Annotated in this window: 6 protein-coding genes; 2 read left to right on the forward strand and 4 right to left on the reverse strand. The window is 46.3% G+C overall.

The annotated features are described in order from the left end of the window. Nucleotides 1-35: 35 nt before the first annotated feature. Nucleotides 36-977 carry a fatty acid desaturase family protein gene (locus G395_RS0102990; RefSeq protein ID WP_229203925.1) on the forward strand — a complete coding sequence of 314 codons (942 nt, stop codon included), beginning with the start codon at nucleotides 36-38 and terminating at the stop codon, nucleotides 975-977. On the opposite strand, the gene G395_RS0102995 is transcribed toward G395_RS0102990, so the two are convergent. Next, on the reverse strand, nucleotides 978-4,085 hold the full coding sequence (locus tag G395_RS0102995; protein ID WP_026628715.1) for an efflux RND transporter permease subunit: 3,108 nt from the start codon (nucleotides 4,083-4,085) through the stop codon (nucleotides 978-980). Nucleotides 4,086-4,138: 53 nt separating this feature from the next. Further along, nucleotides 4,139-5,209: an efflux RND transporter periplasmic adaptor subunit gene (locus G395_RS0103000; RefSeq protein ID WP_026628716.1), complete on the reverse strand. Its 1,071-nt coding sequence runs from the start codon at nucleotides 5,207-5,209 to the stop codon at nucleotides 4,139-4,141. A 330-nt stretch (nucleotides 5,210-5,539) separates the two neighbouring features. Between G395_RS0103000 and G395_RS0103005 the strand changes: the two genes are divergently transcribed. Then, the gene (locus G395_RS0103005) at nucleotides 5,540-11,587 is read left to right on the forward strand and encodes an alpha-2-macroglobulin family protein (RefSeq protein ID WP_229203926.1); all 6,048 of its coding nucleotides are present in this window, start codon (nucleotides 5,540-5,542) and stop codon (nucleotides 11,585-11,587) included. Between the two features lie 15 nt (nucleotides 11,588-11,602). On the opposite strand, the gene G395_RS0103010 is transcribed toward G395_RS0103005, so the two are convergent. Together G395_RS0103010 and G395_RS0103015 are read right to left on the reverse strand one after the other, a co-directional pair. Beyond that, nucleotides 11,603-12,814 (reverse strand): DegT/DnrJ/EryC1/StrS family aminotransferase, encoded by a 1,212-nt coding sequence (locus tag G395_RS0103010; RefSeq protein ID WP_026628718.1) that lies wholly within the window; start codon nucleotides 12,812-12,814, stop codon nucleotides 11,603-11,605. A 28-nt stretch (nucleotides 12,815-12,842) separates the two neighbouring features. Then, complete coding sequence (locus tag G395_RS0103015) at nucleotides 12,843-14,621, reverse strand: purple acid phosphatase family protein (RefSeq protein ID WP_026628719.1); 1,779 nt, start codon at nucleotides 14,619-14,621, stop codon at nucleotides 12,843-12,845. Between the last annotated feature and the right edge of the window lie 33 nt (nucleotides 14,622-14,654).

Consider the following 14,654-nt stretch of genomic DNA (forward strand, 5'->3'; position numbering starts at 1 on the left):
CCGGAGGTAAGCAGATTATTTATAAAGCCTTTTTCATGCTCAGCCTTTATCTGATTCCTTATATTCTGATCCTGACTGGCGCTTTTTCCAACTTAACGATGTTTTTGCTGGCCATCGTGATGGGGTTTGGTGTTGCAGGCGTTGGCATGTCGGTCATGCATGATGCGATCCATGGTTCACTCGCGAATTCTAATGTGCTTAACAAAATTTTCGGGGCGTCTATTTATCTGCTGGGCGGCAACGCTTACAACTGGGAAGTGCAGCATAACAGGCTCCATCATACATTTACCAACATTCACGAAGTAGACGAAGACATTACCGGGAAATTTTTGCTGCGCCTGTCATTTCAGGAAAAGCAAAAGCAAATTCACCGTTTCCAGCACATTTACGCTTTCTTTTTATACAGCTTAATGACCTTGTCGTTCCTTTGGAAGGATTTCAAGGAAATTTCTCTTTTTAATAAAATGTCGGAATCAGGCATGACAAAGCCTTTTCCCCGGAAAGAGCTAATTAAGCTGGTTTTTACAAAAGTGGCCTACATTGTGTTCATCTGCGTCATTCCACTTGCATTTACTTCGCTCACTTTCGGGCAATGGTTTATTGGCTTTATGGCCATGCATTGCACCGCCGGAATGATCCTGAGCACAGTTTTTCAAATGGCGCATGTTGTAGAGGGTGTACATCAGCCAGAGCCGGATGATTCGGGTTGCGTAGAGAATGCCTGGGCCGTACATCAGTTGCAGACTACTTCTAATTTTGCAGGAAAAAACCGCTTACTGTCTTGGTATATCGGCGGACTTGATTATCAGATCGAGCATCATTTATTTCCATCCATTTCCCACATACATTACCATGCGCTATCGCCTATTGTGCAGGCAACGGCACAAGAATTCGGATTGGATTATAATGCCAAAGCCAACTTCGGCAATGCGCTCGGTTCGCATGTGAGAATGCTCAAAAGCATGGGCAGGGCTTGATCACACCGGATCCAGTGCTTCACTTTCCCGCGCAACCTGCTCGATCATTTTCATTTTCTTGAAGTCCTTTGGTCTTGAAAAGAATGTGTAAATGGCCGGGATCACATATAAGGTCAGTACGAGCGAGAACAACAGCCCACCCATAATCACAATTCCCATTGACATCCGGCTTTTGCCTGCTGAGCCAAGTGCCATAGCAATCGGCAATGCACCCAGGATCGTAGCCAGACTCGTCATCAAGATCGGCCTGAAACGCAATGTGGCTGCTTCGAGAACGGCTTCCTGGATCCCAAGGCCCTTTTCCCTCAGCTGATTCGCAAACTCTACAATCAGAATCCCGTTCTTGGTAACCAATCCAATTAACATGATCATTCCGATCTGGCTGAAAATGTTTAATGTCTGGTCAAAAAACCATAGCGAGAACACAGCGCCTCCGATGGCCAGCGGCACCGTAAACATGATAATGAGCGGATCTACAAAGCTTTCAAACTGACCCGCCAGGATGAAATAGATTAATATCAAAGCGAGGAAGAAGGAGAACATGGTGTTCGAAGAACTTTCGGCATAATCCCTGGACGATCCGCTCAATGATGTTTGAATGGCCTCATCTTTCAATTTATCCCTAATCCTGTCCATGGCCGCAATGCCGTCACCAATCGTTTTGCCAGGTGCCAAGGCAGCCTGTACGGTTGCGCTCATGTAACGGTTGTAATGAAAAAGCTGCGGCGGACTGCTTTCCTCTTCTGCCTTTACAATGTTGTCCAGCTGCACCATGCTTCCGTTTGCCGTTTTTACAAACATACTTTTGAGATCCAGTGGCTCATCCCGGTTCTCACGATCATATTGCCCGATCACCTGATACTGACGACCGTTCATCGTAAAATATCCAAAGCGCTGACCTGCAAATGCAAGCTGCATTGTCTGCGCCACGTCCTGAACCGTAACACCCAGCGATTTCGCCTTTTCACGGTCAATCACAATCTGGATTTCGGGTTTACTGAATTTTAGATTAACGTCTGTGATCGCGAATGTCGGGTCGTTTGAAGCTTCTTCCATGAATTTGGGAAGATACTCTCGCAACTTTTCGAAATCCGGCGCCTGAATTACGTATTGAATCGGCAAGCCGCCCCGCGAATCCACGGAAATGGTCTGCTGCTGCACCACAAACGACTTGGCGTCGGGCATGGATTTTAATTTCTGATTGATATAATCCGCAATTTCCTGCTGTGATTCTTTGCGCTCTTTTTTATCAACCAATGCAATCCTTCCACTTCCCGTATTGGCTGCGCCTAAGCCCGAGTTACCCGGAGACGTGATGAGCATTAAACCTTTTCTGCCCGGCATGGAATCCATCAGCATATTGCTAACTTCCTGTACATAGCGATCCGTAAATTCAAATGAAGACCCTTCCGGCGTTGTCATGTTGATCCTGAACCAGTTACGATCATCCAACGGAGCCAGTTCCGATTGCAGGCCTTTTCCAAAAAACCAGATCATTCCCACCGTAACTGCCACAATGGGAATAGCAACCCAGCGCATTTTCAGAAACCGGGCCAAAGCATTGCCATAACTATTGGTAATGTTCTCAAAAAACGGCTCCGTTTTTTCGTAGAACCAGCTCTTCTTGTGCGTTTTACGAACCAGGTAAGCATTCAGCATCGGTGTAAGCGTCAGCGAAACGAATGCAGAGATCAAAACCGCCGCAGAGATCACGATCCCAAACTCCCGGAAAAGTTTTCCTACAAAACCTTCCATAAAAATAACAGGCAGGAACACCGACGCCAGCGTGATAGAAGTGGACAGAACCGCAAAAATGATCTCATTAGCTCCTTTAATGGCCGCCTCGATCGGGCCCATCCCCTGTTCTATCTTCTTAAAAATATTCTCCGTGACGACAATCCCGTCATCCACCACAAGTCCGGTTGCCAGCACGATAGCCAGCAGCGTTAGCACATTAATGGAAAAACCCATAATGTACATGACAAAAAATGTCCCGATCAGTGACACCGGAATGTCAATCAGAGGCCGGAATGCAATCAGCCAATCCCTGAAAAAGAGATAGATAATGATCACAACGAGTACGATGGCGATAAGCAGCGTTTCCCCCACTTCCTCGATCGAACGCTCCACGAAAATCGTGTTATCGATCAGCGTATCAAGCTGATAGTCTTTTGGAAGCTCCCGCTTGATGTCCGCCATCCGCTTGTTGACTTCCTCTGCAATGTTCAGGTAATTAGCTCCCGGCATAGGTGAAATGGCCAGGCCGATCATCGGAATATTGTCCAGTCTTAGAATCGTCTCCTCATTTTCCGGGCCCAGTATTGCATGGCCAATGTCCTTCAAGTGAATGGTTTGCGTGGCGGAATTCTTAACGATCATTTCGTTAAAATCCTCTTCCGTCCTGAACCTTCCGATTGTTTTTACAGTCAGCTCCGTATTATTTCCAGCCAGTTTCCCACTCGGCAGCTCCACATTTTCCTTATCCAGCGCAATCTTCACATCCTGCGTGGTAATGCCGAGCGAAGCCATCTTAATCGGGTCCATCCAGATCCGCATGGCGTATTTTTTCTGCCCAAAGATCCGGATCTCGCTCACGCCTTCAATAGTCTGCAAACGCTGCGCGATCACATTTTCCGCATAGTCGCTTACTTCCAGATGCGACCGTGTATCGCTTTTGAATGTCAGCACGATGATGGGTTCCGAGTTCGCATCTGCCTTGGCAACCACTGGTGGCCCGTCGATATCCAATGGCAATGTCCGGGAAGCAGAGCCTACCTTATCCCGCACGTCGTTGGCCGCGCGTTCCATGTCCACACCAATATCAAATTCAACCGTTATCTGGCTCGTTCCCTGGCTGCTTGTGGAGTTGATGGACTTGATGCCTTCAATGCTGTTCAGCTGCTTTTCAAGCGGTTCTGTAATCTGGGATTCGATAATGTCCGCATTGGCACCCGTGTAGCTGGTCCGGATGGACACCACGGGCGGGTCAATGGAAGGAAATTCCCTCATTCCCAGAAATTTATATCCAAGAAACCCGAACAGGATGATCAGCAGGTTCATGACAATCGCCAGGACCGGTCGCTTGATAGAGAGTGTTGATATACTCATAATTGGAGATTAATGTCGGCTGACATTGGTTTTGACATGTTCACGATCCTTCCTCAGTTCACCCGCACGGCCGTATTGGGCTTGATAGCGATAATCCCGGAGGTGATCAGCGAGTCGCCTGGCTGCAAACCTTCGATTATCTGTATTTTCTGGTCTGTGCGCAGCCCGGTCACAACCATTGCTTCCTGGGCTTTTCCATTTTTCACGACAAAAACTTTTTTTCCTTTCAAAACCGGCACAATGGCTTCGGTAGGAATCATCATGGCCGATTTATTGGCATCCAGGTCTGCCAGGATCTTCACAAACATGCCTGGAACAAACCGCCCCGCAGGATTTGGCGCTATGGCCCGTACTTTCAGCGTTCGTAAGCTTTCCTCCACTTTCGGATCTATCGCGAGGATTTTTGCGTTGTAAGTCGAGGCATCACCGTCGAGATTGAACTTCACGACATTACCAACTTTAATATTGGGCGCGTATTTTTCCGGGACAGTAAAATCCACCTTCACCGGATTGCTTTGAACGATGGTTACGATGGGCGTACCCGGCGCCAGATATGCGCCTTCGCTAATGTATTTCAATCCTACTCGGCCACTGAACGGTGCCCTGATCTCCGTTTTTTCCAGCTGGGCTTCCAGGACTTCCTTTTCAGCTTCAAGAATCCTGATGTTATTCGAAGTCACATCATACTCTTCCAGATTAATCGCTTCCACATTCAGAAGTTTCTTCTGGCGCGCTTCAATTTTCTTGGTAAGATCCTGATTGTAAGCAACTTTCTGCAATTGTGCTTGTAACTCGCGGTCGTTGATCTTGCCGATAAGCTGACCTTTTTCAATAAATGCGCCTTCTTTGATATTCAATGAAACCAACCTGCCCGACGCTTCCGCCATTACATTAACCTCTTCATTGGGAATCACCGTTCCGGACGCGAAAATTTGATTTTCAATCGTTTCTCTTTTAACAACATACACATTGACCGGCACTGCTGATCCGCCGGACGAACCGCCTCCTTTGCTTCCCGCTCCTTTCACTTCCGAGGGCTTATCCTTTCCCGGCTTAGAGAAAACGAAAAGTTTTCCCAGCACGAGCACAATGATTATCCCACCAACCAGCATTATCGTACGCATATTTCAATCAAATAAATTTCGTTCAACTTGAATATTAATAAATTATATTTTTCCAAAAGGCTTTATTAAATATACTTCATATTGTACAAAGCGGCAATCAGCTCGTTTTTTACTTCTGCCGAATGTTAAATTCTAATGAAGCCTGGATACTTCATAACTGCCTCCGGATAAATGCTATCCTAAAACATTTTCGTTTTAAACTATATTTAGCGTAACAAGCATTGACGGCACATTACGTTCATCATTGCATTTCATTCTCCCTAAAAGAACATGACAGCATTCCGGGCATACTTACCGTATTTCATCACATTCTTCATTTGCTACTTACCTATGCACACAAACGGACAGGAAAAGCTCAAAACCTACGATGCCCAGTGGAAAATCGTTGAAGCACACGAGCAAAAAAATTTACCAAAATCGGCGCTGGAAGAAGTCAGGAAGATCTATGATCTGGCCAAAAAGGAAAAGCAGGAAGCCCAGGTGATTAAGGCAGCGGTGTACATGGTCACGTTGCAAGCCGAAACGCGGGAGGATCATCAAACAACTGCCATTAAGGAGCTGGAAAAGGAGGTTGCGGAGAGCAATGGCCCGGCAAAGTCCATCCTAACAAACCTGCTCGCTTCCACTTATTACTGCTATTACAACAGGATCCGCTGGCAACTTTACCAGCGGACGGCCACATTAAATTTCATAAAAGAGGATATCAGCACCTGGTCTGCCGAGGATTTTCATGCAAAAATTACTGCGCTTTATCGGGCATCCATTGCGGACGAAGCACTTTTGAAACAAACAAAATTGGAAGCCTACGACGCCATCATTACGAAGGGAAACATGCGAAAGCTGCGCCCTACCCTATATGACTTACTGACAAACAGTGCATTACAGTATTTTTCAAATGACGAACGCGACATTAAGAAACCAGCTTACACATTTGAAATCGACAAAGCTTCGGCTTTTGATCCGGCTGCCGACTTCATTCACCGCAAGTTTGAGACCAAAGACAGCACTTCACTTGAATTCTTTGCCTTGCAATTGTATCAGAAACTAATCGCATTTCACAGCGATGATCCGCAGCCTGATGCATTGATCGACATTGATTTGCAGCGGTTACAGTTTGTGCGGCAAAAATCGGTTCATCCGGATGCAGAATCCCAGTATTATATGGCGATTAATCATCTGGCGGAACAATATGCGCAAACCCCGGCCGCAGCACAAGCCTGGTATCTGATGGCCGCTTACCATGATACATTTGGAAATACATTCAAAGCAAACGGGGATACGACCCATCGTTTTGCCAAAGTCAAAGCGGCTGAAATATGTGAAAAAGTCATTAAGGAAAACCCTGAAACGGAAGGTGGAATTAATGCTTACAACCTTTTGAACAGCATTAAAAGGCAAGAATTGCAGTTCACCGCAGAACATGTAAACATTCCTGAAAAGCCTTTTCTAACACTCGTTCATTATAAAAATCTCAGCTCGGTTTTCTTGAAGATCGTAAAAGCGACCGAAGAGATAAAACGGAGCGTTGACAAAAACGATATCAATGAGACCTTCCGGCTGCTTCACAAAGCGCCTGCATTGCGGAGTTGGGAACAAAAACTGCCTGACATGAAAGATTATCAGCAGCATGGCGGGGAAATTAAGGTGGACGGCCTTCCAACAGGCGAGTATATGCTGATCGCCAGCTCGCAGGCCCACAATTTGGACAGAAATTTCACCTCTGGGTTCAAGCCTCTCTATGTCAGCAACATCAGCTATGTTCAGCGCGATGAAGATTATTTTATCCTTGACCGCGACAGCGGACAACCACTTGCCGGTGCAAATGCCTCGATCTGGAACTCCATATATGATTATAAAACAAGCAGTTATGTCAAAACGAAACAATCCTCTTATATAACCGACAAAAACGGTTATTTCAAACAGAAAGGAAATCCGAAACGCCCCCAATCGCAGGGCTTGTTACTGGAAGTTACGCATGGAAATGATCATTTGTTTATTCAGCAACCTGTTCATACTTACTATAACACATATATTGATACTGCGCGAAGTGCGCACAGTGCCATTTATCTTTTTACAGACCGAAGTTTGTACAGACCTGGCCAAACCGTTTATTACAAGGGCATTGCTGCAAAAGGAAAGACGGTTATACAAAATCAGCGTGAAGAACTTAAAGTAGTACTTAAAAACGCTAACGGTGAAGTGGTCGAAAAGGCTACCAAAACTGTGAATGACTTTGGGAGTTTTTCCGGGTCATTCGTCCTGCCTTCCGGAACGCTTAACGGCCAGTTTTCCATCATAGCGAACGACCGAGACGTGACTGCTTTTCATGTGGAAGAATACAAGCGACCGCGATTTGCCGTGCAGTTTGATACATTGCGTGGATCCTATCAGCTGGGCGACAGCATTAAGGTGTCCGGAACAGGCACGGCTTATGCCGGCAACCAAATCGATGGCGCGAAAGTTGTTTACCGTGTGGTCCGAAGCGAGCGATATTTATATCCATGGATTTACAAGTCCAGATATTTCCCAATTGCCGCCCCGATGGACATTACTCACGGTGAAACTGTTACTGATGCTTCGGGCAAGTTTTACATTGATTTTGAAGCCATCCCGAATTTGAGGGCGAAGAAAGACCTGGAACCGGTTTTCAACTTTACAGTTTACGCCGACATTACGGATATAAACGGAGAAACCCGGAGTGCGCAAACGGATGTCAATGTGGGTTATAAATCCATTTTAGTTAAAACCGACATTCCGGAAACCATTGAGATCAACAAATTATCCGATTTCAAAATACGCACGGAAAATATGAACGGGACATTTGTTCCGTCGCCTGTAACCGTAAAGATCACCAGACTTTCCCCGGAAAACAGGCTCATCCGCCCGCGTTACTGGGAGCGCCCGGACGTATTTGTCATGACCAAACCTGAATTTATCGCAGCTTTCCCAAATGATGAATATGATCAGGAAACGGACAAGGAAAACTGGCCCGAGCAAAGTGTCGTTTTCCAAACAACAGCACAGACAAACGAGAAAGAGCCATTTCAACTCGATAAAACCAAACTGGCAGCCGGCGTTTATAAAATTGAAATAACGGCAAAAGACGAGCGGAATGCAGAGGTTAAGGACATTAAATACATGGAACTCATTGATCCCCAAAGCAATGCGCTCATTTATCCGGAATACATTCAGGCAAAAGGCAGCACAACGATCGAACCAGGTGAAAAAACAAACATTCAGCTTGCTACGTCTGCCGAAAACGCATTCGTAATCACCAGTTCCGGCAAAAAAAGCAAGCCGGACAATTTTTCATTTTTCAAATTAAATGCGGAAAGAAAGTCCTTCGATATAACCGCAACAGAAGCAGACCGAGGCGGTTTTGGTGTCGATTACATATTTGTAAAGCACAACCGCGTGCACCAGTATCAGGATTTCGTGAGCGTGCCTTGGACTAACAAGGATTTAAATATTGAATATCAGACATTCCGCGACAAAACCTTGCCTGGCAGCAAGGAAAAATGGACCCTTAAAATATCGGGTTACAAGCAGGACAAAGTGGCGGCAGAAATGCTTGCTGGCATGTACGACGCCTCTTTGGATCAGTTTTACCAGCATGAATGGAATAAACCCGATCACTGGCCGGTTAGCCCGGGGCTCGCCAGGTGGCAAAACGGACTTAGTTTCATGTACAAAGATGCCCAGGTGCTTTATTCGGGTGCTGAACCTTACAAGCATTTCGAGAAGCGCTACGACAACTTGCTTGGCCCTGATTATGGCGACAATGGCATCATATTGAGATTGAGTGGCAGGGCCAGCGGACTAAATGGCGGCGGCCGTAATGTGCGAAACAGAAATATGATAATGAGTGCTCCGCTGTCTGCAAATGTGACCTCCGAAGAGGAAGTAAAGGAATCGGTGGTCGCAAAGAAAACACCGTTTGGAGAAGATGCTGACGCTTTAAATGAAGTGGTGCAAGTCGGTTATGGTGTTCAACAGAAAAAAGATAAGCTGAACACTATCCCACCAGCCTCTCCGCGGAAAAATATCAACGAAACCGCATTCTTCCTTCCTGACCTGAAAACCGATAAGGACGGCAGCATTACATTCTCGTTCACGATGCCCGAAGCATTGACGCGCTGGAAATTCCAGGCCCTGGCGCATACCAAAGAGCTCGCATTGGGTTACAGCAGCAAAGAAATCATTACGCAGAAAGAACTGATGGTGCAGCCAAACCCGCCCAGGTTTTTGCGCGAAGGGGATCAGATTACGCTTGCAGCAAAAGTGGTCAACTTGTCGGATCGTGTGCTGAGTGGGAAAGTGTCATTGCAATTGATGGATACGGAAAGCAATGAAGCTGTCGACGCATTATTTATGAATGTGGAAAATGCGAAGGATTTCAATGTTGCCGCCGGGCAAAGCACGGTGGTGCAATTTGCCATCACCATTCCAAAACCTTATTCCAAAACAGTCAACTGGCGCATCGTAGCGAGTTCAGGCAACCTCTCGGACGGTGAAGAAAACACGTTGCCTGTGTTGTCCAACCGCATGTTGGTAACCGAAACATTGCCTCTGGCCATGCGCGAAACAGGAAGCAAGCAATTCAAAATGGAAAAGCTGATCAATTCCGGAAGTTCAAAAACGCTTACAAATCAGTCTGTTACCGTAGAATACACCAGCAATCCGGCTTGGTACGCCGTGCAAGCGCTGCCCTATTTAATGGAATATCCGTACGATTGTGCCGAACAGACCTGGAACCGCTATTATGCCAATTCAATGGCAGCAAGCATTGTCGCAAGCTCTTCAAGAATTGCCAGGGTTTTTGAAACCTGGCGTAAAAGTGACACGACGGCTCTGCTCAGCAATCTCCAAAAAAACCAGGAACTGAAATCATTGCTGTTGGAAGAAACGCCCTGGGTGCTGGCAGCAAAAACGGAAAATGAGCAAAAAAAGAACATTGCCCTGCTTTTTGATCTTTTGCGAATGACCAATGAGCTGAGCAGCGCTATTGAAAAGTTAAAACAGCTTCAAAATCCGGATGGAAGCTTTTCCTGGTTCAAAGGCGGCCCCGACGACCGTTACATGACGCAGTACATCGCTAGCGGAATAGGGCATTTGCGTAAAGCGAATGCCGTTCAAAAAAGCCAGGAGGAGCCCATTGGTGCCATTATCAAAGCCGTCATACCCTATCTCGACGCCCGGATCATCGACGATTATAAGGATCTGATCAAGCATAAGGCTAACTTAAAAGAATATACGCCGTCAACATTGGTGACGCAGTATTTATATATGCGAAGCTTTTTCCCGGATCAGCCCGTGCCCGCTGCTTCTCAAAAAGCACATCGCTATTTCATGGAACGAGCTAAGCTTACGTGGAACGCTCAAACCAAATATATGCAAGGGCTGATTGCCTTAGCATTGCATCGCTCCGGTGATAAGCTTACCCCTGTCGGAATCCTGAAATCTTTAAAAGAAACGGCTATTGTAAACGAAGAGTTGGGCATGTATTGGAAAACAACGCAACGCGGCTGGTGGTGGCACGAAGCGCCTGTCGAGCGTCAGGCTCTGTTGATAGAGGCGTTTCAAGAGATTGCAAATGATGATGCGGCAGTGAATGATATGAAAACATGGCTCTTGAAAAATAAGCAAACCAACAACTGGGAAAGCACAAAAGCCACTGCCGAAGCCTGCTACGCACTGCTTATGACCGGAAACAACTGGCTTACCGACGACCGCACGATATCGGTGCATCTGGGCGACACCAAAGTGGAGGCGGAGAAGACCGAAGCGGGCACGGGCTATTTCAAAACGAGGATCGAGGGAAGTAAAGTGAATGCAGGCATGGGGAACATTGAAGTGCGTGTAAATGGAGAAAAAAGCACTGCCAGCGCACCATCATGGGGAGCGGTCTATTGGCAGTATTTCGAAGATCTTGACAAAATCACTTATTCAGAAACGCCGCTTAAACTATCAAAAAAGTTATTTTTTGAAAAAAACTCGGATAGCGGGCCGGTGCTTACTCCCGTAAACCCCGATGACATCCTGCACGTTGGCGACAAAGTAAAGGTTCGCATTGAACTTCGCGCCGACCGGGACATGGAATATGTGCATATGAAAGATATGCGCGCCTCTGGTTTCGAGCCTGTGAATGTGCTCAGCAGTTATAAATGGCAGGGAGGCTTAGGTTACTATGAAAGCACAAAAGACGCCAGCACCAACTTCTTTTTCAGCACATTATATAAAGGAACATATGTGTTCGAATATCCGCTATTTATTAATCAGGAAGGCGATTTCAGCAATGGCATCACCACCATCCAATGCATGTACGCCCCCGAATTCACAGCGCATAGCGAAGGGATCAGAGTTAGAGTTGGTAAGTAAATGCAGCGGGGCGGTTCAGCAAACTGCCCGCTGGATTTTCAAGATTGCCTGCGCGAAAGCTTGCATATCTTCCTTTTCGCCTAGCATTGCGTGTTGGAGGATCCAGATGGCCTCGGAGCACGCTTGTTCGGCGTTAGGGCAATGGACCCGGGTGTAATCTACGTGGTCGGGGATGGCGTAGCACATGAAGTTTTTGTTCTGAAAAAGGGGCTGCTTGTATAACGGGTGTGGATAACCTTTGAAACTAGGCACGCCTTCTGCGGCCAGCATTGCTGCGAAATCGTTTCTTGATAAGCCGCCAAATTCACTGGCGTCGTATTTAAAGATATAGATATGATAGCAATGCAACGTGATGGCTTCACTGCGGCTTAGTGGTTTTAAGCCTTTTATATTCGACAATAATTCATTCAAATACAGACCATTATCATTCCTCTTTTGCGTTTGCATTTCCAGCCTCTTCAACTGCTGTGAGAGCAGCACGGCTTGCATTTGGGTGATTCTGTAATTGCAGCCGGGATTGTAGTGATCATACCATTGACCGCCTTCTATGCGCCCGACATTCCGCAGGGAACGCATCATGGCATATAACTCATCATCATTTGTGATCACAATCCCACCTTCTCCGGAAGTCAGGTTTTTTGATGATTGGAAGCTAAAACTTCCCACATCGCCTATTGAGCCTAACTTTTTCCCCTTATATTCGGCACCATGGGCGTGGGCGGCATCTTCAATAACGCGCAGCCCATGCCTTTTTGCAATGTCCATAATGGCATCCATATCACAGGCGAGCCCACCGAAATGAACGGGAATGATAGCCTTTGTGCGCTCAGTAATAGCAGCTTCTATCGCTGCCGGACTCATGTTATAGGTGTCGGCATCGATATCCACAAACACCGGAACGCAGTTGCATTCAATCACAGACGAAGCTGTTGTAATAAACGTATAAGGCGGAACAATTACTTCGTCGCCCGGTTTTACATCGCAGGCAATCAATGCAAGGCGGAGCGACACGGAGCCATTTACACAGGTAATGGCGTATTTGCTTCCGCAATAGGCGGCAAATTCACTTTCGAACCTCGCGACCTCATCACCGCAATCCGGATTTCCCCATTTTCCGCTCATGACGATCTCCGTGACCGCATTTACGTCACTGCTATCATAAATCGGCCAGGGAAATTCTTTGTCCACGGCTTTTGTGCCGCCATGTATTGCTAGTTTTTCGCTCATTTCCGGCTCGTTTAACTAAAAAGACAATTTACTTTTTGATTATCAATTGGTCCTTTACATTGCCATCGGGATCGTAGCATTTGTACGAAAGTGTGTTTCCTTTGATCGCAATGTGCTGGTAAAGCGGGCCTTCTTTCATTCTTACCGCAGCATATTCTTCCTCTAACCAATATTCCAATTCTCCCGGAATGCCGATAGACACCGTGTATATTGTTCCCTTTGCCGGCGATGCCACGGGCTGTTCGTTGAACATTGGTTTTGTACGCAAATAATAATGCATATGCCCGCTCATGACCATATCCACGTGATATTTGTCAAATAGCGAGCACCATTCTTTTATAATCTCATCATACGAATTATCGTAGTTGTAAGGCGGGAAATGGAGCATGACAAATTTCCATTTTGCATCAGAATTTTTAAGCTGTTGCTCCATCCATGCAGTTTGCGCATGAATCGGCAGCGTCGCATCCATCATCAGGAACAGCGCATGCTCATAATTAAAGGCATAGGTCATTTCGGAAGGTTGCTTTTTGGGACCATTGTCCGGCAGGCTGAACATTTCCTTATACATCCATGCCCCGAGCCCATCCTGGCTGTCATGGTTACCCGGAACTGGCATCAATGGCTTACCGGTAAACATGCTGTCTGAATAATCCCAGAGCTTATCCCATTCGTCGCGGTGCAAGCCGGTGGTGACCAGATCTCCCACAATAGAGAAAAATGCTGTTTCGGGATGTCGTTTCAATGATTTTTTGGCCATATCACCCCAGGCCTCAGAATGGTGCGTGTCACCAAACCAGATAAATGAAAAATCTTCTTCATTCAAAGGGGCCGTCGTGAATTCAGCAGGTTGCGACCAGCCGTTTTTGGAAGCCAATACATACTGATAGGCTTGTCCGGGGTCCAAGTATGTGAGATTGGCTGTGAACCGGTTTACGAAACGATCATTCCGAAGCAGCCTGTCTTCCATTTTAAATACGGAAGCATCTACGAAAAATGTATCTATACCGCCTTTTTCCCAGTATTTTACCTTTCCTGTTTTTACTTCCGGGCTGGTTCTCCATTGAATGTCCATGGTTGTTTTCGGGTCGCCGCTCCAAGTGAGCACGACCTGATCGGGCTTTGTACTGGAAGGCGTGTCGGTTGTTCTGAATGCGTTTACCAGATGCGCTTCTCTCGCCCGGCCGCGGACAGTCGTAAAAAGGACCTGATCTTTCAGTTCAACCGAAAGAAATTTCAGCTTCAATTCGTCCCAATCGTGATAGGTAAATTCGTTAAGATCCATGACACCCAATGCATACTGGGGATTCACATTCGTGATTTTGAGCTTATCCTTCTCATTTTGCGGGGCCACGGTAATAAAATAGACAGGCCGGTGCTTATCAAAACCATTTATTCCAAGTCCAACGTGTCCCGCAGGGAATTCCTTCTGCCAAACCTCGTACTCATACTCATCATTCTTGACCTGAAATTGAGTCAGTTTAAACCCGCTCGCTTCTATCCAGAACGGGACCACCTCCTGATCCCTATCCCGCATTAAGGAAACAATTACGGGCACATTGACATCGAATGTCCAGAATTTTTTTGACAAAATCTCTTTGTCTTTATCTGTCAGCAAGCGCAAAATATATTCATGTGAAATCGTATCCAGTTGTGTTGGCGGGAGGGTTCTGTAAAGTTTTGTAACCAAATTGTCTATCACTTCTTTTACAGTTCCCGAAGGAGGTTCGTTACTCTTATTGCAACCTGCGAAAAGCGCTGCGAAGCATGCAGCGAGGAGGATTGTTTTTAAATAGTTCTTTTGCATTGATTCTTTCTTTCTGAATAAGTGTGGATAATA

The organism is Dyadobacter alkalitolerans DSM 23607, assembly GCF_000428845.1.
GTDB lineage: Bacteria > Bacteroidota > Bacteroidia > Cytophagales > Spirosomataceae > Dyadobacter > Dyadobacter alkalitolerans.